Origin of the sequence: Marinomonas phaeophyticola, assembly GCF_026966905.1 — a bacterium.
Lineage (GTDB): Bacteria > Pseudomonadota > Gammaproteobacteria > Pseudomonadales > Marinomonadaceae > Marinomonas > Marinomonas phaeophyticola.
Genome location: NZ_JAPUBN010000024.1, coordinates 52,957 through 76,662, shown reverse-complemented (window position 1 = coordinate 76,662; position 23,706 = coordinate 52,957). Strand labels below are relative to the sequence as shown.

25 protein-coding genes and 1 pseudogene are annotated in these 23,706 nt (G+C 41.1%); 10 read left to right on the top strand and 16 right to left on the bottom strand.

All coding sequences use genetic code 11. From position 1 onward, the window contains the following. Nucleotides 1-61 precede the first annotated feature (61 nt). From O1D97_RS18695 to O1D97_RS18650, 10 genes and pseudogenes are all read right to left on the bottom strand, one after another. Nucleotides 62-1,240: a TauD/TfdA family dioxygenase gene (locus O1D97_RS18695; protein ID WP_269127718.1), complete on the bottom strand. Its 1,179-nt coding sequence runs from the start codon at nt 1,238-1,240 to the stop codon at nt 62-64. 211 nt (nt 1,241-1,451) lie between these two features. After that, nucleotides 1,452-2,221 (bottom strand): annotated as a pseudogene (gene tatC / locus O1D97_RS18690) (twin-arginine translocase subunit TatC). Between the two features lie 36 nt (nt 2,222-2,257). Further along, a complete protein-coding gene (gene tatB / locus O1D97_RS18685; RefSeq protein ID WP_269127717.1) occupies nt 2,258-2,668 on the bottom strand; it encodes a Sec-independent protein translocase protein TatB in 411 nt (136 codons plus the stop codon). A 3-nt stretch (nt 2,669-2,671) separates the two neighbouring features. Continuing rightward, nucleotides 2,672-2,887, bottom strand: coding sequence for a Sec-independent protein translocase subunit TatA (gene tatA / locus O1D97_RS18680; RefSeq protein ID WP_269127716.1), 216 nt, complete (start codon nt 2,885-2,887; stop codon nt 2,672-2,674). A gap of 10 nt (nt 2,888-2,897) precedes the next feature. Then, nucleotides 2,898-3,230: a phosphoribosyl-ATP diphosphatase gene (locus tag O1D97_RS18675; protein ID WP_269127715.1), complete on the bottom strand. Its 333-nt coding sequence runs from the start codon at nt 3,228-3,230 to the stop codon at nt 2,898-2,900. Between the two features lie 16 nt (nt 3,231-3,246). Further along, nucleotides 3,247-4,890, bottom strand: a complete 1,644-nt coding sequence (ubiB, locus tag O1D97_RS18670) for a ubiquinone biosynthesis regulatory protein kinase UbiB (protein WP_269127714.1) — start codon at nt 4,888-4,890, stop codon at nt 3,247-3,249. 2 nt (nt 4,891-4,892) lie between these two features. After that, nucleotides 4,893-5,648, bottom strand: a complete 756-nt coding sequence (gene ubiE / locus O1D97_RS18665) for a bifunctional demethylmenaquinone methyltransferase/2-methoxy-6-polyprenyl-1,4-benzoquinol methylase UbiE (protein ID WP_269127713.1) — start codon at nt 5,646-5,648, stop codon at nt 4,893-4,895. Nucleotides 5,649-5,820: 172 nt separating this feature from the next. Then, the gene (locus tag O1D97_RS18660) at nt 5,821-7,359 is read right to left on the bottom strand and encodes a GGDEF domain-containing protein (RefSeq protein ID WP_269127712.1); all 1,539 of its coding nucleotides are present in this window, start codon (nt 7,357-7,359) and stop codon (nt 5,821-5,823) included. 15 nt (nt 7,360-7,374) lie between these two features. Further along, complete coding sequence (locus O1D97_RS18655; RefSeq protein ID WP_269127711.1) at nt 7,375-7,998, bottom strand: thiol:disulfide interchange protein DsbA/DsbL; 624 nt, start codon at nt 7,996-7,998, stop codon at nt 7,375-7,377. A gap of 192 nt (nt 7,999-8,190) precedes the next feature. Next, nucleotides 8,191-8,793: a c-type cytochrome gene (locus O1D97_RS18650; protein WP_269127710.1), complete on the bottom strand. Its 603-nt coding sequence runs from the start codon at nt 8,791-8,793 to the stop codon at nt 8,191-8,193. A 209-nt stretch (nt 8,794-9,002) separates the two neighbouring features. Here O1D97_RS18650 and yihA point away from each other — a divergent pair, with 209 nt between their 5' ends. Further along, a complete protein-coding gene (yihA, locus tag O1D97_RS18645) occupies nt 9,003-9,647 on the top strand; it encodes a ribosome biogenesis GTP-binding protein YihA/YsxC (RefSeq protein ID WP_269127709.1) in 645 nt (214 codons plus the stop codon). Nucleotides 9,648-9,745: 98 nt separating this feature from the next. On the opposite strand, the gene gshA is transcribed toward yihA, so the two are convergent. The 5 genes from gshA to hisB all read right to left on the bottom strand — a co-directional run bounded on the left by gshA (nt 9,746) and on the right by hisB (nt 14,489). Next, nucleotides 9,746-11,338: a glutamate--cysteine ligase gene (gene gshA / locus O1D97_RS18640; RefSeq protein WP_269127708.1), complete on the bottom strand. Its 1,593-nt coding sequence runs from the start codon at nt 11,336-11,338 to the stop codon at nt 9,746-9,748. Between the two features lie 276 nt (nt 11,339-11,614). Continuing rightward, on the bottom strand, nt 11,615-12,034 hold the full coding sequence (locus O1D97_RS18635) for a hypothetical protein (protein ID WP_269127707.1): 420 nt from the start codon (nt 12,032-12,034) through the stop codon (nt 11,615-11,617). A 373-nt stretch (nt 12,035-12,407) separates the two neighbouring features. Beyond that, nucleotides 12,408-13,181 carry an imidazole glycerol phosphate synthase subunit HisF gene (gene hisF, locus O1D97_RS18630; RefSeq protein ID WP_269127705.1) on the bottom strand — a complete coding sequence of 258 codons (774 nt, stop codon included), beginning with the start codon at nt 13,179-13,181 and terminating at the stop codon, nt 12,408-12,410. 41 nt (nt 13,182-13,222) lie between these two features. Beyond that, entirely contained in the window at nt 13,223-13,885 is a 663-nt protein-coding gene (gene hisH, locus O1D97_RS18625) for an imidazole glycerol phosphate synthase subunit HisH (protein WP_269127704.1), read from the bottom strand. Nucleotides 13,886-13,895: 10 nt separating this feature from the next. Next, nucleotides 13,896-14,489, bottom strand: a complete 594-nt coding sequence (gene hisB, locus O1D97_RS18620) for an imidazoleglycerol-phosphate dehydratase HisB (protein ID WP_269127703.1) — start codon at nt 14,487-14,489, stop codon at nt 13,896-13,898. A gap of 264 nt (nt 14,490-14,753) precedes the next feature. Between hisB and O1D97_RS18615 the strand changes: the two genes are divergently transcribed. The 4 genes from O1D97_RS18615 (at nt 14,754) to O1D97_RS18600 (ending at nt 19,813) form a co-directional block, all read left to right on the top strand. Beyond that, nucleotides 14,754-17,054 carry an AsmA family protein gene (locus O1D97_RS18615; protein ID WP_269127702.1) on the top strand — a complete coding sequence of 767 codons (2,301 nt, stop codon included), beginning with the start codon at nt 14,754-14,756 and terminating at the stop codon, nt 17,052-17,054. Nucleotides 17,055-17,137: 83 nt separating this feature from the next. After that, the gene (gene mutY / locus O1D97_RS18610; RefSeq protein ID WP_269127701.1) at nt 17,138-18,184 is read left to right on the top strand and encodes an A/G-specific adenine glycosylase; all 1,047 of its coding nucleotides are present in this window, start codon (nt 17,138-17,140) and stop codon (nt 18,182-18,184) included. Nucleotides 18,185-18,274: 90 nt separating this feature from the next. Next, on the top strand, nt 18,275-19,444 hold the full coding sequence (chrA, locus tag O1D97_RS18605) for a chromate efflux transporter (protein WP_269127700.1): 1,170 nt from the start codon (nt 18,275-18,277) through the stop codon (nt 19,442-19,444). Between the two features lie 84 nt (nt 19,445-19,528). Further along, nucleotides 19,529-19,813, top strand: a complete 285-nt coding sequence (locus O1D97_RS18600; RefSeq protein WP_269127699.1) for an oxidative damage protection protein — start codon at nt 19,529-19,531, stop codon at nt 19,811-19,813. Between the two features lie 89 nt (nt 19,814-19,902). Here O1D97_RS18600 and O1D97_RS18595 read toward each other — a convergent pair whose 3' ends face one another. Continuing rightward, nucleotides 19,903-20,316, bottom strand: a complete 414-nt coding sequence (locus O1D97_RS18595) for a flagellar basal body-associated FliL family protein (RefSeq protein ID WP_269127698.1) — start codon at nt 20,314-20,316, stop codon at nt 19,903-19,905. A 138-nt stretch (nt 20,317-20,454) separates the two neighbouring features. Between O1D97_RS18595 and O1D97_RS18590 the strand changes: the two genes are divergently transcribed. From O1D97_RS18590 to trmB, 5 genes are all read left to right on the top strand, one after another. Further along, on the top strand, nt 20,455-20,952 hold the full coding sequence (locus O1D97_RS18590) for a disulfide bond formation protein B (protein WP_269127697.1): 498 nt from the start codon (nt 20,455-20,457) through the stop codon (nt 20,950-20,952). Nucleotides 20,953-21,053: 101 nt separating this feature from the next. Next, nucleotides 21,054-21,524 carry a sigma D regulator gene (rsd, locus tag O1D97_RS18585; protein ID WP_269127696.1) on the top strand — a complete coding sequence of 157 codons (471 nt, stop codon included), beginning with the start codon at nt 21,054-21,056 and terminating at the stop codon, nt 21,522-21,524. After that, entirely contained in the window at nt 21,508-22,482 is a 975-nt protein-coding gene (locus O1D97_RS18580) for a WD40 repeat domain-containing protein (protein WP_269127695.1), read from the top strand. The genes rsd and O1D97_RS18580 overlap by 17 nt, the downstream gene beginning before the upstream one ends. Beyond that, entirely contained in the window at nt 22,482-22,919 is a 438-nt protein-coding gene (locus tag O1D97_RS18575) for a DUF423 domain-containing protein (RefSeq protein WP_269127694.1), read from the top strand. Before O1D97_RS18580 ends, O1D97_RS18575 begins: the two co-directional genes overlap by 1 nt. A gap of 68 nt (nt 22,920-22,987) precedes the next feature. Then, on the top strand, nt 22,988-23,695 hold the full coding sequence (gene trmB / locus O1D97_RS18570; protein WP_269127693.1) for a tRNA (guanosine(46)-N7)-methyltransferase TrmB: 708 nt from the start codon (nt 22,988-22,990) through the stop codon (nt 23,693-23,695). Nucleotides 23,696-23,706 lie beyond the last annotated feature (11 nt).

Genomic DNA, 23,706 nt, shown 5'->3' with positions numbered 1-23,706 from the left:
CATGTGCCTTTGAGGTGTTCAAAGAGCACTATGCTATTTGATCGGATATTAAGACGGGGCCTTATTCTCTTTCAAGTACTCGGATACGTGAAAGCAGTTCGTCTCTATCGACATAACATCCCTGAAGGTGCCTGTGCCCTTGCTCTAAATTAAAGGCATTGCGGGCATGTAATACACGACGGTTATCGAAAACAATGAGGTCGCCTGCATTAAGACGATAAAAGAACTGGAACTTAGGGTCTCGAGTTAATTCGATAAAGCGTCTGTAGGCATGATACAGGGGCAGGGTTTGTTGAGCGGGAACATCGATAGGGCCTCTTAAAAAATTGGCTAAGCGAACTTCGACCACCTTATTATCAGAGTCCGTCACTATCGCAGTGCCTCGAAAACGGTAATCACTGTGTTTGTCTTTATTGTAAAAGGACATAGGAAAAGTGCTAAGGCTATAAAACTCTTCCGGGTAGTAAGTTTGCATATGTTCAGCAATCTTAAAGCCATCCACTAGAATAGACTCTCCTCCAGTCGCATCGTTTACTAAACAATGGAGAAATTGTAGTCCTGGCTGCAGCTCTCTAGTAGGTAAGTCCGTATGTAATGGCAAGCGAAGATCTGTGTAGGCGGCACTGTTTGCATCGGCTTTGGCTCGTACATTAAAGACAGTACCGAAATTCGTTTCTCTAATAAATGAAATACGATTGGCTATTTCAATCAGTGAATCGCTTTCTGTAGCAACATGTTTGATCAAGGTCAGTCCATCGTCTCTTAGCTGTCTTAACCAACTTAATAACACCTTGTCATCTTGTAAGATGTCTTGCGCTTGATAGCTCGCTAACTCTGTACTAATACGTTCTTTATCCCATACTTTGGCTGACCATTGTTTCGCTTTTAAGTTGGCTTCACTATAGCAATGGCTGCGTAACCAACCTGGGTGAAATTGACTGGTATGAGAAGGATTGTCCCAGTTAATCACTAATCTATTTTCTTCAGTGAGATAGGCATCAGTTGGTTTGATGTCTAATGGCACATCGCAAATTTCAAACATTTGCTCTCTTGTTAATTGGGTGATGCATTCGCTACAGTGACAATTATCTCGTAACCAAAGATAGTGAAACTCACTCTGATGATTATCGTCCCAGATAATACTCAATGAGGTATCATTTAAACGGATATCCAAAGGTAAATGCTTGATTGGATAAGGGGTGAAAGAGGCTATTTCAATAGGGTTATCAAGTGTTTGCATTAGACTATCCTAAATAAGAGTTCAACGGTTTTCAAAGAAAGCGTGGAATCATCTTATAATGGTGAATGCGGTTATCTGTGATATGTACTCGACTAATTTTTGTCTGTAAGCGCCGTCTTAATAGTAATTTCAAATCGAATAGGCTAGATAAGTGCAGTTATAAAAAAAGAGACACAGGGTCCCTTTTTTTATAACTTGTTAGAATGACGACTTAGGGCGCGGGTGGTGTTTCCGTGGACTCTTCTTCGTCCTGCTCGACAGGAACAGAGCGTCCAGCAATCAGTCCAACTTCAAATAGCAACCACATTGGAATGGCTAATAATGTTTGCGAGAAAATATCAGGGGGGTTAATAACATGCCCATAACAAAGCAGCCTAAGATGATATAAGGCCTTTTTGCAGACAGTGATTTTACGGTAGTGACCCCCGCTTTAATCAGCAAGTAGGTGGCAACCGGGATCTCAAAAGTCGCACCGAAGGCAAAGAATAGCTTTAATACGAAGTTCAAGTAGTGATTGATATCTGTCATTACGGTGACTTCACTTGGACCAACGGAAGTGAAAAAACCAAAGATTAATGGTAAGACTACGTAATACGCGAAAACCACGCCTGAGTAGAAAAGAAAAATACTTGAGATTAATAAAGGGATGGCGATTTGTTTTTCATTCTTGTAAAGCGCGGGTGCTATAAAGGCCCAAACTTGATACAAGGTGAAAGGTACAGACAGTAACACCGCAATTGCAAATGTCAGTTTTAAAGGCGCCAGAAAAGGGGAGGCCACTTCGGTAGCAATTAAAGAACTGCCTTCAGGCAATAACAATCTTAAAGGTTCTGACACCATTAAATAAAGGTCATTTGCGAAAACGTATAGGCCTAAAAACAGCACCAGAATAACAACAACAATTTTTAATAAACGATTACGTAATTCAATTAAATGCGCAACTAAAGGTGTCTGTGTAGTAGCAGTAGTGTTCTGACTCATTAGAGAGGCATCCTGTAATGAATGTCTAATAAAAAATTAACTTTTTTCGGTTTCTACCCGTTTTTCTACGGCAGATGCTTCTGACGGAGTAGCGGCGTCATTTTTGACTTCTGCCTCGACGTTAGACGCAGAGCTATTTTCTGTAGTCGTTGGTTCTGGAGCTGTCGGCTCTTGGTCTAGGTTTGCCGTTTCAGGAAGAGGTGTTATGGTATTTTGAATGGCATTAGACTCCGCCATAATACGCTGATTCGTTTCCTGAATTTTTTGCTGTAATTCTTCTTTATCAAGCTGTTCATTGATTTCACGTTGAACAGAGCCAATACTGCGTTTAATTTTCCTTATCCATAAACCTGCTGTTTTGGCTGCATGGGGCAGTCGTTCTGGGCCTAAAATAAGTAGGCCCACAATAAATACGATGAGAAGTTCTGAAAAACCTATATCGAACACAGATTAGGCACTCTTATCGTTTTTGTCATTTTCAATGACTTTACTTTGAGTGTCCGCTTTTTTCTCTTCATCCATGTCTTCTTTATTCACGGCTTCTTTAAACCCTTTTACCGCCCCACCTAGATCCGATCCTAAGTTTTTTAATTTCTTAGTACCAAAAATAAGGATAAGAATGGCTAAAACAATAAGCAGTTGCCAAATACTAATTCCACCAAGCATAACGTTTCTCCTACTGAGATCGACTGGCTTTTTCTTCCAAGCCAGATAAGTTAAATCGACGAGCTAGCTCATTTAAGACGTCTTCAGGACCTAAATCTAAATGAGATAACATAACTAAAGTGTGGAACCACAGATCTGCTGTTTCGTAAACAAGATGAGTCTTGTCATCAGAGTTGATGGCGTCTTTGGCGGCAAGAATGGTTTCAATACTCTCTTCACCCACTTTTTCTAGAATTTTATTTAAACCTTTAGCGTGCAGACTAGCAACATAAGATGAATCAGATGATGCTAACTTTCGTTGTTCAAGCGTCTTCGCTAATTCGGTTAAAATATCGGTGCTCATTATAGTCTCTCAAATGTTACGGTTTTAATACTAACAGGTATATTCCTGCAATAAAAAGTCCTAAGCCCATTATATCGGCACTGGCTAGATGATTTAGTGCCACTGGGTCAGACACAATCCATGCACTGATAATGCTTAATATACCTAATACTTTGAATGGAGTATTGCGGCGATTACGTTTTAATTCTCTATTTAGACTCAAGATAGCATTCGTTTGCGCAATCGCTCTTTCTTCTTGTTTACTGGCTTGCGCTAACGCGGAGTAAATAAGGTTAGGGATTTGAGGCAGTTGTCCCGCCCATTCAGGTGCTTGTTTTTTTATCTCATCAAAGACCCGTTGTGGCCCTATTTGGCGTTTCATCCAACGTTCTAAGAAAGGTTTTGCGGTTACCCATAAGTCTAGGTCTGGATACAGTTGTCTACCTAAGCCCTCGATATTTAATAGCGTTTTTTCGAGTAAAACAAGCTGTGGCTGTACTTCCATATTAAAACGTCTAGCGGTTTGGAAGAGGCCAATTAACACCTGACCAAATGAGATGTCTTTTAACGGCTTAGCAAACATAGGTTCGCAAACACTACGGATCGCCGTTTCAAAAGCATGCACGGGGGTGTCTTTTGGTACCCAACCACTTTCTACATGCAGTTGCGCCACCATTCGGTAATCACGATCGAAAAAGGCTAGGAGGTTACGTGCTAGGTAGTTTTTATCTTCATCAGTGAGACTGCCCATAATGGCGCAATCAATGGCAATGTATTTGGGGGATTCCGGCTTGCTTGGGTCCACAAAAATATTGCCTGGATGCATATCGGCATGGAAAAAACTGTGGTCAAAAACTTGCGTGAAGAAAATCTCTACGCCCCTTTCTGCAAGGCATTTCATGTCTACGTTAGCGTTATTGAGGTCATTAATATTAGCGACTGGAATGCCTTCGATGCGTTCGATAACCATGATGTTGTGGCGGCAATAATCCCAATAAACTTGAGGGACGTATAGTAAATCAGACTCATGAAAGTTACGTTGTAATAAACCGGTATTAGCCGCTTCTTTTGCTAGATCTAATTCATCAAGGATGGTGTATTCATAGTCACTGACGACTTCAATCGGTTTTAACCTGCGACCGTCTTTGCTGTATTTGTTGAGTAATTTTGCGAGGGTATACAGCAAACCAATGTCTTGCTTTATGGTAGGCTCAATATTAGGACGAATCACTTTTATAACGACATCTTCACCGGTTTTTAGCTTAGCCGTATGCACTTGAGCAATGGAGGCAGACGCTAGAGGTGTTAGCGCAAATTCGTCAAAACAGTCTGCGATGGGCGCGCCGAGAGAGTGCTCAATGATATCTTGTGCTTGCTCTCCAGAAAAAGGCGGAACCTTATCTTGTAATTTAGCCAGCTGATCCGCTAAATCGTCATCTAAAAGGTCGCGTCTAGTGGATAGCAGCTGGCCAAACTTAACAAATATGGGGCCAAGGGATTCGAGTGCCAGACGGAGGCGTTCCCCTCTGGAACCTTGTAAATTGCCCCTTCCTTTACTTGATAGTACGCCAAAGGTGTATTTCAGGAACCAAGGTAGTTTTTCAACAGGGATAAAGGTATCTAGTCGATAGCGAATAATGACATGAAAAATTCGCCATGTTCGTATAAGGTTTTGCCACATAGTTAGTATTTGAACCCTTTGTGTAAAGCGACGATACCACCAGTGAGGTTTTGGTACGAGGTGCGTTCAAATCCTGCAGAATCCATCATGCCTTTTAATGTTTCTTGGTCTGGGTGCATGCGGATAGATTCAGCAAGATAGCGGTAGCTTTCTGAATCATTCGCAATGATTTTCCCCATAAAGGGCAGCAGTCTGAAAGAGTATTGATCATAAATAGTTGATAAACATTCGGACTCTGGTTTAGAAAACTCTAATACCAGTAATCTGCCACCGGGCTTTAGAACTCGGTACATGGACCTAAGCGCGGCGTCTTTGTCGGTCACATTTCTTAAACCGAAGGCAATGGTAATACAGTCGAAGGTGTTATCTGCGAAAGGTAAGGCTTCAGCATTGGCTTGGGCGAACTTTACATTACCAACAACGCCTTTATTAGCCAGTTTATCACGGCCTACTTTCAACATGGAGTCGTTAATATCGGCAAGAATAACTTGCCCTGTAGAGCCAACGATTCGAGAGAATCTAAGGGTTAAATCACCTGTGCCGCCAGCAATATCAAGTACTTTATTGCCCGCTCTGACTCCAGATTGATTGATAGTGTGCATTTTCCACAATCGATGGACGCCACCAGACATAAGGTCGTTCATTATGTCGTATTTGGCCGCTACGGAATGGAATACTTGAGCAACCGCATCCACTTTTTCGTCTGTTGGGATTTCTTTAAATCCAAAGTGGGTAGTGTTGTTTGACGAATCTTGCATAACTAAACTCAATCCTATGGCTGTATTGCGTTCATGCGCTGTTTAATATTTGGTAAAAACGCAGTCTTTAAATAAATAGGTAAATAATATTAATAGGATACCTTAATCTGTTAGCGAATCAGATAGCTATTTTTGCTTTATGGGAAAACCTACCTAGAAACCTGGCGTTTTGTTAAGTTTGGGCAAAAATGGCTCTGTTCCGACCTTGTTCTTTTGCTAGGTACAAACTCTTATCCGCCCTTTCAAATAATCCTTCGTGAGTCTCATCGGCTTTTAATAATGCGATTCCTATTGAAATAGTAATAGGAACGGGAACGCCTTGGACGTTAAATGGCATCTTTTCAACCGCTTGACGAATGGCTTCCATTTTCATTTTTGCCGTTTCTAGTGTGGTATCTGGGAGTAGAATCACAAACTCTTCACCACCGTAACGAAACGCCATATCTTTTTCTGTTAGCGCACTGCGTATTTGCCTAGGAATCAATCTTAGAACCTTATCGCCAGCCAGATGACCCCAAGTGTCGTTAACGCTTTTAAAGTGGTCTATATCACATACGGCAAGCGCTAAATGGGTTCTTGCTTTCTTGTTCATATTGCAGATGGGTAAAATTGAATCTTGATAGGCCGCTCTATTTGGTAGGTTGGTCAAACTATCTGTCATAGCTTGGGCCAATTTTTGTTGGAGGTTCAACCGTAACGTAGATGCGTCCTTTTCCATTCTGCTAACTTTATTTCTTAATTGAGAAATAGATTGGCTAGCTTGTTTCTCTTGATCTAACATTTGTTTCTGATAGGTATCCATAGTAGACGATATGGTTTCTAGTTTCGTCTCTATTAAATTTTTCAAGCTGCCAAGGTCTGTTGCTTGAGTGACGGCCGTCGTGGTTTCTGAAACTTGCTTTTGCAATTCTGAATTAAAATCGTGACGAGTAGAGGTCAGTGTTCGTTGACTTTTATAACTGGTAACGATTCCGGCGTTAATGGAGGCAAGTTGAGAGTTGAGCTGGCTAAGGTAAGATGTCAGATCTTGTTGATTCTTACCAAGGGCTATCATGGCTAAATTGGTTGTTTCTGCAACCATTTTTGGAATGTGTTCTAAACTTCTAGAGTCATTTAAAAACAGTTTCACATCACTTATTTGATCATCAAAATTCTCTGGCAAGGATAAATTATCTAACAGTGACGTCAGTGTCTGAGAAACATCAAGCAAAATACCAGAAACGTTTTTTTCTGCGATCGTACTTTCATTGCCATTTTTTGAAAAGAGTTTCTTAAATAGAGAGCGTTTTCCGTTTTTTGCTTCGTTATCAACGAGTAGGGTTGCTTCTATAAGAGATATAGACGATTCAACTAATTCCGGCCAATGCGAAATAGACTGCCATTGACTACGTATTTTTGTTAAGAGGTCTTTTTTTTGTTTCTGAGGAACCGTGTGACTGGGCAAACGTTCTAAAAGGTCGATAAGGTCGTGCAGCGTATCTCGCAGCTTTTTAGCTCGAAAGTCTCGCGCCTCATCCGCCTTTATCAATTTGGGCTCTGATGCTTTTAAAACAGCGCTTATGGCATTTGCATCAGAGTTAGACGTAATGGTTTGTCGTATTTCTTTTAACGCCAGATCCAGTTGAGGGTCCGTTCCTTCTGCCATCATACTTGTTCTAGAAACGGCTTTTCGGAGCGTCTCTATCAGCTGTGTTGTTGCTGGATCTGACATTATTCCTCACTTTAACTACATTGTTTTACGTTCTTGTTCTATTAAATAGTCAACGACATTATAGATGTTATTACTACCATTTGCCGTCTCTGCCGTCACTAAATATTTTCCATTTACGATTAAGCCAGGTACTCCACGTGCGCCATACGCTCGAATTTTCGCATCAGCTTGTTTCAAGCGACTATTAACGGCAAAAGAATCATACTGCTTTTTGAATTCTTCTTCACTTACTCCGTACTGAGCAAAGAATTCAGCAAGATCGTCTTCTGAATTCAAACGACGCTTATCTAGATGTATAGCATTAAATAAATTTACGTGAGTTTTATCAACAACATTTAATATGTCGGCTACATGATACGCTTTTGCGTGTGCTAGCCAATTACGGCCGAATACCGCGGGTAGGAATTTGAAGTCAACGTCTTCAGGAAGATCTGCAGACCAAGCTTGAGTTAATGGTTCAAGAGCGAAACAGTGAGGGCAGCCATACCAAAAAATTTCGACTACTTCTACTTTGTCCGGAGAAGCGGTTCTTACTGGGGATTTGATAAGAGTATAACCGTTACCAGGACTGTATTCCGCCGCCATAGCCAGCGTTGGTAATAAAAATGTAAGCACGAAAGATAAAAACAGTTTTTTCATTGAATTCTCCAAATGATGTCAATAAATAGTGTATTAATTATTTATAAAATTCTACCTAAAATATGACTTGCCATAGGAGTTTATAGCACGTGTTTTCGTTAACTTTACGTAATGCTTACGACAAACACCCTCAATGGCACTTCATTTAAAGGTGTTTGTTCTGAAAATCGCATGCATTACGTATCGATCGGTTTAATATAAACCTTGAATGTAGCTCGCTACGGCTTCTATTTCACGATCATTCATCTTAAATGCAATACCACGCATGATATTTGCTGGATCGTTTGAACGTTCTTGTGTCTGGAATGCTTTTAGCTGTGACTTGGTGTAGTCCGCATGTTGACCACTTAGAGCAGGAAATGCTGCAGAACCAAGCCCTTGTCCTGTAGGTCCATGGCATGCCGTACATGCTGGTACGCCTGTTTTAGGGTTACCCGTACGGTAGATTGCTTTACCGGCTTCGACTAGTGCGGCATCAGCTTGACCAACTACAACGGAGTTATTGGCAAAATAAGCGGCGATGTCTGCTAGGTTTTGATCGGTTAAATTATCGAGTAAACCGGTCATTTCAGTAACTTTACGATTCCCTGATTTAATATCCGTTAATTGCTTAAGAAGATATTTCTCTTGCTGGCCAGCAAGTTTTGGAAAGGTAGGTGCTAGGCTATTACCATCGGCGGCATGACATGCTGCACAAACGGCTGTTAATTCTTTCCCTGCATCGGCATTGCCTTGCGCCATTGCTACTGATGTTGCGCCAACTGCGACCAACATACCTACTAATACTTTTTTCATTTACTGCCCCTGACATATCAATAAAAATGTGTTTGTTTTGACTGGCATGACAAAACAACACGATATATGACCTGTATACTTACCTACTGCAGTAGACTAATCAAGAAGTACCGAGTTAAAGCATGGTAAATAAACAATTTAATAGGCATTATATACAACCAAATGAAAAACGTGAACGCTAATCAGACTCTATTGACGAATATCAACTTATGACACCCTTTGATCCTATTTTTCATTCAGCTTATTTTATTAAAAGTGCTGAAAAACTTTCTCAATGCCCAATTGACCAAGGTTTGGAGGTGGCTTTTGCTGGCCGCTCCAATGCTGGTAAGTCGACGGCATTAAATACATTAACCGACCAAAAGAAATTAGCTCGAACTTCTAAGACTCCTGGACGAACACAATTAATTAATTGTTTTGGTCTAAATGTTGATGAACGCAGACTCATTGACTTACCTGGCTATGGGTTTGCAAAAGTACCCGTTGCCATGAAAGTCAACTGGCAAGCCCATATGCAAGACTATTTAATGAACCGACGTTCGTTAGTAGGATTTGTTTTGGTGATGGACATCCGCCACCCATTAAAAGAGTTTGATGAGCTAATGCTTGATTGGGCTCAGGCGAACCAAATGCCAGTACATGTTTTGCTGACTAAGTCAGATAAACTTAAACGTGGACCAGCTAAATCGACCATGTTACAAGTTCAAAAGAACCTCAACGAACGTGGTGTAATTGGAACGGTACAAACCTTCTCTGGCTTGTCTAGCGATGGACTGGATACGTTAAGAAATAAATTAGGTGAATGGTTAGACCTTAGCCAATTTACCAAAGAAGCAAAAGAAGCACAGCAGTAGTCAATGCGTTCCTCTTAGCTTTATTTAGCCAAATGATCTCGCTTTGTCTCTGAAGGGATAAGATAAACTGTATCCCTTCAGGCGTCTCTTTTCTGCTATTACTGAGGTGTTAAATACTCGGTTAGGTAAGTATCAAAATCCAGTGTATCTGCCGCCTCAATTGCATCTTGTTTTTCTAACGATGCTTTTGCTTGTTGTGCAAATAGGTCACTTTCTTCTTTTGATACTGGGATACTAAGCCATTGTTTTTGTTGTTTTTTTGCTAACTCAAGCATGGCGTCAGTATAGCTGCCAGCGCCCTCAGCTAACGATAACAGTTTATTTGAAGGTAATGAGCTCGTCTCGTTAAAGGTCTGCATTTCGACTTCAATGGCTTTAATGTAGTTTTCGTTGCCTGTTTGTTGGCTTAAGAACTGCGCAACCTGTTGTAATTTTTCAAGTAGAGTTAGACCTTGATCTTTCAGTGAGACATTGCCATTTCCAAAATCAAAGAGGTAACTCTCATCTCTGCCGTGTGTCGCAATTTCCTGTTGTAGCTCTCTGAGTGCATGGCATTCCTCTTCAAGCAAAGGGTTGTCGCTATCTAGCATACAAAAAACTAAGAATACATCCATAAAGTACAAGGTATTTTTAGACATACCGATAGAAGAGAAGGGGTCGATATCCATAATCCTGACTTCTATGTATTCAACGCCTCTGGATTGTAATGCGGTACTTGGGTGTTCTCCAGATTCCGTTACACGCTTAGGTCGAATGTCACTGTAGTATTCATTTTCAATCTGTAAAATATTGGTGTTTAGCTGTTGATAGTGCCCATCAACTTTGAGACCGATCTGCTGGTATTTCGGATAGGGCGTTTTTAATGCCTTTTTTAAGGTTTGAATGTAGGTGCTTACTTCGTTGTAACAGACGAACAAATCGGCTTGGGCATTATTTTGATAACCTAGATCACTCATTCTAAGGGACGTTGCATTTTCTCCAAAATAGGTATGCTCCGCTAATGTACTGAGTCTGTCTGTACCTTTCTGAAAAAAGCTTTTATCAACGGCTGGTGATGCACCAAAGAGATATGACAACAGCCAAGAATTACGTCTAAAGTTACGAATTAGGGCAAAGTAACTGTCTGATTTAAAGTCTTGAAGCGTGTTGCTGTTAACAGAACCTGTTTTATAGGACTGTAAGAAAGTCCAAAAGTCTTTATCAAAAGAGAAATTATAATGCATACCGGCAATACACTGCATGATACGGCCATAACGGTTTGATAAGCCCTCTCGATATACTTTTTTCAATTTGCCTACATTGGATGTACCGTAGTCTGCAATTGGCACATCGGCGTTGCTTTCCAAGTAGCAAGGCATACTGGCTGGCCAAAGACATTCATCCTGTTCTGCCAACGTGTGGTTTACAAAATGATGGATGGTATTGAGCTCAGACATCACCCCTTCAACATTTGGATGAACGCCAGTGATAAATTCCATTAACGATTCAGAATAGTCTGTGGTTATGGAACTGTGTGTTAATGCTGAGCCTAGTTTTTTGGGATGGGGAAGGTGGGAGATTCTACCGTCTGATTTCTTGACTCTCAGTGCTTCGCGCTCGACTCCTCGGTGAAAAGTGAGTGGTGTTGCATTTTTGTTCTGTTGACAGAATGCATCGAGTGCCGTTAAGGCGGTGGACAGCGGAGTAGTCAAATCATATTCCTTTTTAGGTAAGGCATTTTAATATTAGTTTTGCCGATTGTACTCTTGAGTGAATCAAAGCGGCAAGAGTGTAAGCCATCGCTTTCACATTCATTGCTGATTACGCGAGGTTATTTATTCTTTTGGCCATCGTTTTGGCACAAGGATATTCATTGTATGGTGAGAATATTAAGAAAAGACGACTTTAAATGTGAATGTATTTTTATCGATAAAAGAGTGATTTAATTTATCCGTGTAAATAAAGTCACTCTTTTGTTTATCTCCGCGTTATTGTGCTGGCTTATCTATTGAGAATTTTGTATCGAAATCCCGTAAAACATAAAGCCCAACAATGGCGGCTAAAATAGGCCAAGCGGCAAAAAATAATAGGTTCGCAAATGGGTCAAAATAGCGAGCCATTGGCGCCAAAGTTGACCCTAAATGCAGAACTAAAATAATCAATGTCATCCAGCGTTTTTGAAAACCAATTAAGAAACTGATAACAATCGCCGCTTGTACTATTCCCATCGCTAAAATCAAGGATGGTCCAATATCTGAGATGGCGTAGAAGGTTTTGAAAACAGCAGCTGTATGCCCTGGATTTATTAATTTATCCAAGGTCCACATGATTAAGACAAGAAAAACACTCGCGCGGATACCAAATAATACCCAGCTTAGCTTTTCTTGTGGTACGGAAACAGTATTCATAACAAAACCCCATATGGCTTAAAGAATGATTTTTAAGAGATATTTCGCTTAGTAATAGTAGATAGTCTTAATGAGCGAGCGGAGTACTCTAAAAGAAAATGCGTTGCACACAATATGAGGCTTTTCTTATTCAAGGTTTTGTCTTGTTTTTTGCGCTCTGAGAAAGAACTAAGGTTTTAATAAGTAAGAAGTGTCAGGGTGAGGGGATAAAAAATGACACTTCAGAAGACGACATTCGTTTTAGCGCCACTTTTATAAAGTGGTATTTATTGGTATTTTACTGAAGAAACTTGAGTGGAAGCACTAAAAAAGCACCTACTGTTAAGAGTAAGTACTTTTTTTAATGAACCTTAACTGATCGGAGAATGTGGTTCTACAAGCGCATTTCAATGCCTGCTGCTTGCATGGTTTCTTTTGCTTCTTGGATGCTGTATTCAGCAAAGTGAAAAATGCTGGCCGCTAGTACCGCATCTGCTTTCCCTTCTATGACGCCATCGACTAAATGCTCTAAGTTGCCAACGCCACCAGAAGCAATAACAGGAACATGAACGGCTTCACTGATAGCGCGAGTTACGCCAAGATCAAAGCCGTTTTTGGTGCCATCTCTGTCCATGCTAGTAAGAAGGATTTCTCCTGCGCCATAGGCCACCATTTTTTTTGCCCATTCAACGGCATCCAGTCCGGTAGGTTTACGGCCACCATGGGTGAATATTTCCCATTTGTCGGCTTCACCTTCAGCACTGACTTTTTTGGCATCAATTGCGACGACGATACACTGAGAGCCAAAACGTTGTGCGGCTTCACGGACAAAGTCTGGATTAAACACCGCTGCCGTATTAATGCCGACTTTATCAGCACCAGCATTCAACATGCGTCGTATATCTTCACAGGTACGGATGCCGCCACCAACGGTTAGCGGAATAAATACCTGACTGGCAATGGCTTCTACCATGTGTACTGTGGTTTCTCTGTTATCAGAGCTGGCGGTGATGTCTAAAAATGTAATTTCATCTGCGCCTTGTTCATCATAACGTTTGGCAACTTCAACTGGATCACCCGCATCGCGAATGTCTAGGAATTGCACGCCCTTAACGACTCGACCATTATCAACATCAAGACAAGGAATTATGCGTTTTGCTAAGCCCATTTCCGGCTCCTAAAATGGTTTTAAAGAAGGATGATTAACCGTTACGGTTTGCCGTCCCAATTGATAAAGTTCTTATACAGCTGTAAACCGTCTTTATGGCTTTTTTCTGGGTGAAATTGCACGGCAAAAACATTGTCTTTTGCTAAGGCAACACAAAACTCTAATCCATAATCACAGGTGCCAGCGATTTCATCTTTATTTTTTGGTACAACATAATAGCTGTGGACGAAGTAAAAGCGGGCATTGTCTGGAATGCCTTCCCATAAAGGGTGAGCCATTTTTTGTGAAACCTGATTCCATCCCATATGAGGCACTTTTAATTTGCTGCCGTCATGGTCAACATGGCTTTCACCAAAGAAGAGAGCATTGCCTTGGAAATGATCTAAACATTCAACGCCATTATTTTCTTCGCTATGAGACATTAATGATTGTATGCCCACACAAATAGCGAGAAAGGGTTTTTCTGACATGGCTTTACGAATACTAGGTACAAGCCCCGTATTATGCATTTCACCAATGCAATCACGAATGGCCCCAACGCCAGGAAGCAGAACTCTATCCGCCGCATCGATAACAGCAGGATCACTCGTTACTATGACTTGGGTATTTTCGTCAGCAACATGTTCGAGGGCTTTGGCGACAGAATGTAAGTTTCCCATGCCATAATCGATAACGGCGACAACGGATTTTTTTGGGTTTGTCATGATAAAACCTTTATAAGCAACCTTTAGTTGATGGCATTTGTCCAGCCATACGCTCATCGACTTCTAATGCCATACGCAAGGCACGACCGAATGCTTTAAAGATAGTCTCGGCTTGGTGGTGCGTGTTTTTTCCACGTAGATTATCTAAATGCAGAGTTACTTTGGCGTGGTTAATGAATCCATGGAAGAATTCAGAAAATAGGTCTACATCAAAGCCACCTACGGAGCCACGTGTAAAGGGAACGTGCATTTCTAAGCCTGGGCGGCCAGAAAAGTCGATGACAACACGAGATAACGCTTCATCTAAAGGGACATAAGCGTGTCCGTAACGCTTTATGCCTTTCTTATCACCAACGGCTTTATCAAAGGCTTGGCCTAGTGTAATACCTAAATCTTCTACCGTATGGTGCGCATCAATATGTAGATCACCTACAGCATGAATATCCATATCAATTAAACCGTGACGCGCTACTTGGTCAAGCATATGATCAAGAAAAGGCACTCCTGTCTCACAATTGAATTTACCTGTGCCATCTAGGTTGATGGTTACTTTAATTTGAGTCTCAAGAGTGTTGCGTTCAACACTGGCAATACGGTCGGACATGAATGGATTCTCCGTGTTTAAAATAAGGTAATGTGAAGCTATTTTATAAAAGTTCCGATAAGTAGCCTACAATAATAGCGCTATTATAGAACGGAGCTCTCTAGGCTTCTATCTTAAAGTGACTCTCTTTTGAACTCTTCTTGTGTTTGTGGGTGCAGAGGATGTTTTCAATATGCTTTAATAAACAAATATTGTAGTAAATAGGTCCCAGTATGTTTCGTAATAGACCTTTAAAAATGCGTTTAATGATTTGTGGAGAATAACATGGTTTGGTTGAAGCGGTTAGGTTTAGGGATTGCAGCCATAGTGGCTTTATTCGTGGTAGCCATTATTTATGTTGTGGTTTTTATTGACCCTAATGATTTTAAACAGGAGCTACAAGACGTTGCGAGTAAGCAAGCGAATGTCACTTTACGATTAGACGGTGATATCAGCTGGTCGTTTTTCCCTTGGCTAGGGTTGGAACTGGCCGATGTCGGTGTGGCTCTAGGTTCTCAGTCTGAGTTAGTGAAGTTTGGTAAAGTGGAATTTGGTTTGGCTATCATGCCTTTATTAAACCAGACAGTTCAAGTAGACAGGGTTAAAATTATTGATTTAGAAGCCAATTTATCGGTGGATAAACAAGGTAATCCGAACTGGAGTAATGCCGCTACAGAGAGTGATGTCGCCGTAGAAAATGTACCTTCAACGAGTACAGATGGCTCTCAATCGCCATCAGAACCTTTATCTTTACCCAATATTCAGCTTGATCAATTATTGGTTCAGAATGCGCAGCTACAATATCGTGATGAACAAAATAATATGCTATTAAAAACCGCGCTTGATCTGGAATTGAACAATGTTCGCTGGGATGAAGCTTGGCCAATGTTGCTCAACGTGGCGGTAGAGAAAAGCGATTTATCTGGACAAGAAAAAATACAATCCAACATTACCCTCGGTGCAAATTTATCTATCTTTCCAGAAAAAGAAGCGTTTTCTTTAGAAGGGTTAACTTTAAAAACAGAAACCAAAGCGGCGTTTTTACCCGTATCTCCTTTGGTTGCTTCCGTTACCGTTAAGCAAGTTGATTTTGATTTACCCCAAGAAAATATATTAATCGAAAAAGCTCAGTTGACCAGTATGGGAGCGACGGTTTCGACGTCTATCAATGCTTATCAAATATTGAGTGAGCCTGTTTTTGATGGATCGCTTGAGTTGGCGGATATGAATCCACGTACTTTGCTAGCTAAGTTAGCCATTGCGTTGCCTGAAATGAGTGATGAATCGGCGTTGACGAATGTGTCTGCCTCATTGGCTGTATCAGGCTCATCCAAGAAGATTCAAATTAGTCCGTTGACTTTGAACCTGGATCAAACCACGTTAAATACGACTGCTCAGGTGAATCTCGATCCACTGTATTGGGATATATCAGTAAAAGGTAACGCATTAGATGTTGATCGTTATTTGCCAACAAAGTCTGATGAAGTGGCAACAGAAGTCCCTTCAGGAACTCCAGCACCAACGTCTTCAGAGGTGGCCGAACTGCTTCCTATTGAATTAATTAGACAGTTGAATGGGCGTGTCAGTATTGAGTTAGAAAACCTAAAAGTATTGAATTTGAAACTTGATTCAATCACCGCTAAGTCGACGCAATCCAATGGATTAGTAAAACTAGAGCCTCTTAATGTGAATTTGTACTCTGGTAGCGCTATGTTGAATGCGAATCTAGATGCTCGTCAAAACACGCCGAGAATCAGCGTTTATCCAGATGTGAAGAATGTGCAAATCCAACCTTTATTGAATGACTTTATGGAGTTAGAGAAAATAGCGGGTAGTACGTTTATTAATGGTAACTTGGATCTTACAGGCAATTCTATTGAGAGTCTGATGGGGTCATTAAGTGGTGATTTGCTGGTTGAGGTGAATGACGGCGCTTTGGTTGGTATGAATCTAACCAAGGCTGTCTGTGAAGGGATTGCGGTTACGCGCAATGAGTCGCTTGCTAAATCTTCTTTTGGAGAAAATACCCCCTTTGAACGATTAACCTTTCCGGCACATATCGTTGATGGGGAGATCTCAACCCCGGGCTTAACGATTGCGGCGGTTACATTGAAAGTAACGGGGGATGGTGTGATCTCCTTACCAAACAAATCTTTAGACTATCGTACTAATATCGCGTTTGCGGGTAGTGAGCTGGATAATGCCTGTCGAGTAAAAGACACCTTTACCAAATTGGCTTTTCCTGTTGTTTGCAAAGGTAACTTTAGTGATGATCCCGCTGGTTTATGTGGCCCTGATTTAGCGGGATTTGGTAAGGTGTTTGCGGATCTTGCAAAAATCGAACTTAATGCAAAATTGGATGCTGAAAAAGCCAGAGCAAAAGTGAAGCTGGAGGCGGAGAAAGCTCGAGCAGAAGAAAAGCTAGCCGCTGAAAAAGCGCGTGCTCAGGAAAAGTTAGATGCCGAGAAAGTACGAGCTCAAGAAAAGCTCGATGCTGAGAAAGCAAAAGCCAAAGCAAAACTAAAAGAGGAAGAAGATAAAGCCAAAGAAAAACTAAAAAACAGCCTTAAAGGTCTGTTTGATTAATTCCTTGTTTATTAAATAAATAACCTATTCAAATACTAAGTCGCAAAAGGGAAGTGAGTCTTCCCTTTTGCTGTGAGAGTGAAATGATCCCTGCTGAACACTTTTCGGAACGAGTCTTATCCTGGTTTGACCTACATGGTCGTAAAAATTTACCTTGGCAACAAAATAAAACCCCCTATCGAGTTTGGATTTCGGAAATCATGTTACAGCAAACTCAAGTCACTACTGTGATTCCTTATTACCAACGTTTTATGACTTCCTTCCCGACCGTGGAAGATCTTGCGAAAGCATCTGAAGATGAAGTTCTTGCCCATTGGAGTGGTTTGGGATATTACGCAAGAGCGAGAAATTTACATAAAGCCGCAAAAAAACTGGTCGATGAATATGATAGTGAGTTCCCTTTAACGGTAGAAGGTGTGTGTGAGCTCTCTGGAATTGGCAGATCTACCGCGGCGGCTATTTTGTCTATTTCTAGAGGCGTACAAGCGGCTATTCTTGATGGCAATGTGAAGCGAGTGTTAGCGCGTTTCCATGCGGTATCGACTTGGCCCGGAGAAAAGAAAACAGAAACCATGATGTGGGATGTGGCAGAACAGTATGTTCCTGCAGACAGGCCGGGAGATTATACTCAGGCCATGATGGATTTAGGGGCTACTTTATGCACTCGCAGTAAACCTCAGTGCTTATTGTGTCCTATAAAAGAAGATTGTGCGGCCTTGAAAATGGGTTTACCAACCAATTTTCCTATCAAAAAAGTAAAAAAAGAAAAGCCAACAAAAGCGATATCCATGTTGGTGATGAAGAATACTGAACAGCAAGTGTTATTAGAGAAGCGTCCATCTATTGGTATTTGGGGAGGGCTATGGAGCTTGCCTGAATCGAATGCAGAGGATCTGCTTATTTTAGAAACAGAGCAACGGTTTCATTGTCGTTTGACTTCTGAAGAGCGCTTAGAGCCGTTTCGACATACGTTTAGTCACTATCATTTAATGATCCAGCCTATGTGCTTTCTAGCCGATTTTGATGGCGCTGTTTTTGAGAGTGGTAAGTATCAATGGTATTCAAAAGAAGCCGCATTAGCTCTAGGTTTACCTGCTCCTGTTAGGCAAATTTTAGTCTCCATGCCTTAATATGGCAGAGTCAATGCTGGATCATAAAACTGACATATTTATTTGATCTAATAGAAGCTATTTAAGTCTATAAAGGTAGGGTCAACTCCCATGACTTTGATATTAGAGGTGTTTACACGGTTTTTTATACTTGGCTGTACTAGCTTTGGCGGTCCTGCTGCGCATTTAGGGTACTTCCATAAGGAGTTTGTAGAAAATCGACAATGGTTATCTAAGGAAAGCTATGCGCAATTTGTGATGTTAAGCCAGGTGATGCCAGGGCCTGGTTCAAGCCAAGTGGGATTCGCTATTGGTTACCATAGAGCGGGGTGGTGTGGCGCCATGGCCGCTTTTATTGGTTTTACCCTACCTTCCGTGTGTCTGATGTTGCTGCTAGTCTGGGGGAATATTAACTTACAAACGAATGCTTTTTTAGCTTTCTGGATGCATGCTTTAACCATGCTGGCGACAGTGGTTGTCGCTGATGCGTGTTATTCCATGTGGAAGCAATTTTGTAAGGACATGACTACCCGCATAATAGCTATGGTCTCTGTAGTCTTTCTAACTGTGTGGTCGTTTGGGTATGGGGCCGTCATACTGCTATTTATTATGGGAATAGTGGGTAGCTTGCTACCTGTTCAGGGAAAACAGGTGGCCGCAGAACGCTTAGAGGTACGTTTTGCTAATGTATCTGGGCTATTGGCTATTGTCTTGTTTCTGCTAAGCTTTGTTAGCTTCTCATCTCTCATTTTGACTGTCTTTTTTGATTATTACCAAGCGGGCAGTTTGGTTTTTGGAGGAGGACATGTCATCTTACCTTTATTGCAAAATGCTTTAGATCAATTCCCTGAAGATATCATCTTGGCGGCTTATGCACTTGCGCAGTCTGTTCCTGGACCTATGTTTACCGTTGCGACCTTTTTAGGCGGTATTACTGGTGCAGAATCAGGGGGAGTGTCTTCCTTGGTTATTCTAGGAGGCATAGCCACAATCGGTGTGTTTTTACCTGGGCTGTTATTGATGATGTTTGCCGTGCACCATTGGAAGCGACTTGCAACGGTTCCTAGAGTAAATGCGGCCATTGTTGCTTTGAATGCCACTGTTGTGGGCTTATTGATCTATGTTTTTGCTTCAGTGGTATTGCCACACAGTATACTTGGACCGCTTGATGCTATTGTTATGCTGGCTGGAGGGGGATGGTTGTTTTATAAACGACCAAGTGTTCTGTTGCTTTTGCTGGTGTTTTCTACAATTGCTTGGATACGTTACCTAGTGGCTTGATTTTCTCAACTTGTGCCGCATTAAATAAGGTAATTGTTTATTATTTTATGGATTACCCATAGGTTATTTAAAAAGGCTTTGATTATGGCAAATACTGTATTTTGTAAAAAATACCAAAAAGAGTTAGAAGCGCTTGAACGAGCGCCTTTTCCTGGTGCCCGTGGACAAGAAATCATTACGACTGTTTCTAAGCAAGCTTGGCAAGAGTGGCAAACATTGCAAACCATGTTAATCAATGAAAAACAGCTTAATATGATGATGCCGGAATCACGTAAATACATCATGGAACAAATGGATAAGTTCTTTAATAATGAGCCTACAGACCGTGTTACTGGTTATGTTGATCCGAGCGATATTATTGAATTGTGACCATATTAATAAGTCCATAAAAAAAGGAAGCAAGAAGAGGCTTCCTTTTTTTATGGACGCTTGTCGTATTACTCTTAGTTAGAGAAACGCTATTGGGTAACGAAGCTAGAAAATAATAAGTCGATGACGGGTTCTTGGCCTGTTTCTTCTTTTAAGGTTTCGTTGAGTGCGACTAAGGCATCCTTTCGACTTTGCTCTCGAGCTAGTGCCCCTTTGACTTGTTCATCTTTAAGCTGACTCATAAAAATAACAATTGAATCTCTTACCAATGGCATATTGCTTTCAATGTAGCTGGCCATTTCTGTTTTTGTTCTTAGCGTAATGCCGGTTTTGATGTATTTAAGCTTGTTCCCTTTAGCTCCATAATTAACAATAAAGTCCGGAGTCAGCTCAATGTAGACAGGAAGGCTTACGGCTTCCTCTTCTTCTGCATAAGCGGAATTTAAAGCGACGAAGCTCAAAATAAACGTCAGTAAAATGTAAGGTATCGTACGTTGTTTCATAAGGTATCTCGTTTTAAGTCCAATTATTTGTATACTACCCGCCTAACAAGCTTTATGTCAGTAGTAATCAAGGTTTTTTGTTACATCTCTCTTCTCTGATTGAGTGAATGTAAAGTATTTTTTAGTATGAGGCAGGATATGTTGCAGATTTTATCTATAAGACGTTTTCATGGGTTAATTGCTTTTACGGCATTTGCATTACTCGGTGTTGCTTTTTATATGGAGTATGAAATGGGTTTAGAGCCCTGTCCTCTATGTATGTTACAGCGGATTGTATTTCTGGTAATTGGCATTGTTGCTCTCGCTTCGGCTGTACATAACTCTGTACGAGGGTTCCGTAATTACGCTATTGGCATTGTGGTGCTTTCTATCTTAGGTGCTGGCTTATCGATTCGTCACTTATATTTACAAGGTTTACCTGAGGAGCAGTTACCAGCTTGTTTACCTGGTTTAAGTTATATGGTTGAAGTGTTTCCATGGCAGGAAATTATGGCGGCGATGATTATGGGAACAGGTGAATGTGGTGATGTCGTATGGACTTTCTTAGGATTAAGTATACCGGGTTGGACTTTGGTCGCATTTATTGGAATGGCGGTTGTTAATATAATAATTGCCGTTAAATCCCATCAGAGTTAACGCGATTGTTGTGAATGTGTAAACAGATTTAGTGAATCTCTTGCAGCCTCTATAGGATGGGAATATGCTATTGATAATAATTGATTTTAGGGAGCAATCTTATGTTGGAACGTTGTAAGTCTGCACAAGAGCGTTGGGGCGGTGTTCATATAATGATTGATCGCTGGTTAGAGCAACGTCGAGAGTTAGTTGAAAGCATGGTTAAGTTGAAAAAAAGGGAAGAATTTACCCCAACTGACACACCGTTAATTTTGTCTGTATCTGAGAAACTTGTCGACTATGTTTCTGCAGGGCATTTTGAAATTTATGAACAACTGGCTATTGAAGCAAAAGAATTTCGTGATGATAGTGCATTACAGCGTCTGACGGCTTTGATGCCAGAAATTCAAGCAACAACTGAGTTTGTTGTTGAGTTTAATGATAAATTCGATACTAAAGAGCATTGTAATGACATGCTTACAGAGCTGCCTTTTGCATTACAAACGCTGAGTGTCATGATGGTCGATCGTTTTAGTTTAGAAGACTTATTAATTAAAGAGTTGCATGAGGCGCATAATGAGCAAAGTGCTTAAATTTGCGCTTTCTCTTTCGGTAAGTTTTTTGTTACTTGCTTGCTCCGCTGAAGGTCCTTCGAAAACCGCTGAACTGGCGACTCAAGGACTGTATTCTGCTGCTTTAAGCTCAGATGGTGAAAGCGCGTTAGTGGGCTCTATTCAGCATGGTGGTAGCTATTGGAACAATAAACTAACGGAAAGGCGGTTTAATTGGAATCATGCACAAGGAGAGTATACCTCTTTAATCAGTGTCGATATTGATCCTTCTGGACGCTATGCCTTGACAGGTAGTGCCCGAACTATGGTGCTTTGGAATACATCGACAGGACAATCCGAAGGTTTTTGGACGACACCTGGAGATATTCGTTCAACAAAACTGACTCGTAATGGTGATTATGCCATTGTCGGTCTAGATGACGAAACTGCTCGTTATTTTGATGTGAAAAACGGTGGTATTAAACAAACTTTTCGGACTGGATCAATTGTTAGAAGTGTTGATGTTGATGATAGCGGACGTTTAGCTATAACGGGTGATGACAAGTATCAAGTGATTTTGTGGGATTCAGAGAATGGCTTGATTAAACATCAATGGAAGCTAAGTAATCGAATCGCAGCGGTAACCTTGTCGGCGGATGGTCGTTATGCGTTTGCTTCTGCTCAGTTAGGCAATGCTAAAGTATGGTCTACAGAGACTGGCGAAGAGTTATTGGATATTGCAACAGGTCAATTAAATTCTCGCAAGGTAACGATCAGTAAAGCCGTTTTTTCTGTTGATAATCGCTATCTTCTTACGGGTGGAATCAGCCCTGACGTTAAGCTTATCAGTTTAGCAAGTGGAGACGTACTGAAAGAATGGTCTCTTGAGTTGAAAGATGTCTTACGACCTACTGGCTCCTCGGTATTGGCGTTAGCATTTGGTACGGATGCAAGCTATTACGCAATTGGCAGTAATGGCAAACTGAATGTATTTCAATAATGACTAGCCCCGAAAAAAAACCAATCTCTCTTCCTGCTCCACACTCTTTACACATTTCCAAGTCGCAGAGCATTTGGCTTGCTGTATTTGCTTTGATGGCTTTTCTAGCGGTAGCTTTTGGTGCTTTTGGTGCCCATGCATTGCAAACCATGGTGAATGAAAAGTCCCTATCTTGGTGGCACACTGGTTGTCAGTATATGATGTATCATGCATTGGCTGGATGTATTGCATCTATGTTCTTAGAACAATTTTCTAGTGTCCGAGTGGCCTTATGGTCCTTTCTCATAGGCAGTGTATTCTTCTCTGGTAGTTTGTTTATTATGGCACTTTCAGGTATGACAGCACTTGGGGTGGTGACACCTGTTGGAGGCTTTTTATTTCTTTTGGGGTGGGGCTGGTTGATTTTTGTGTTTTCCTGCTTTGCTTACAGGACATAATCTGACTTTTCGGGTAGCATATCCCACCATAAAACTTCCCCTTACTTAATTACTGAACGAATTAGAGCATGTCAGATAATCCAAACGAACTAGAAAATACACCAAAAATACGCACCATTAGAAGCTTTGTTGTACGCAGTGGCCGTATGACAGAAGGTCAGCAGAAAGCGTATGACGCTAATTGGTCTTTCTACGGCTTAAACCTTGAAGATGGGCTATTAAGCTATCAAGAGGTTTTTGGTAGAGAGTCTGATATTGTTGTTGAAGTCGGTTTTGGCATGGGTGGTTCCCTTGTTGAAATGGCTAAAAATGCGCCTGAAAAAGACTTTATTGGTATTGAAGTTCACCCTCCAGGGGTTGCTAAACTGATGATGTTGGCTGATGAAGCGGGTGTGAAAAATATTCGAGTATTCTGTGATGACGCTATCGAAGTAATGGCTAAGTGTATTCCAAATGACTCTGTGGCGACATTCCAACTCTTCTTCCCTGATCCTTGGCATAAAAAACGTCATAACAAGCGTCGTATTGTACAAGCAAGCTTTGCGGAAAAAATTGCCCAAATCTTAAAACCTGCAGGAACATTCCATATGGCAACAGATTGGGAGCCCTATGCAGAACATATGATGGAGGTAATGGAAGCGCAAACGTTATATAACAATGTCGCAGGTAAAAATGCATACCATTCTCGACCGGATTGGCGTCCATTAACCAAGTTTGAGCAACGAGGTGAGCGTTTAGGTCATGGTGTTTGGGATCTTATTTACGCCAAAAAATAAGATTTTTTGAC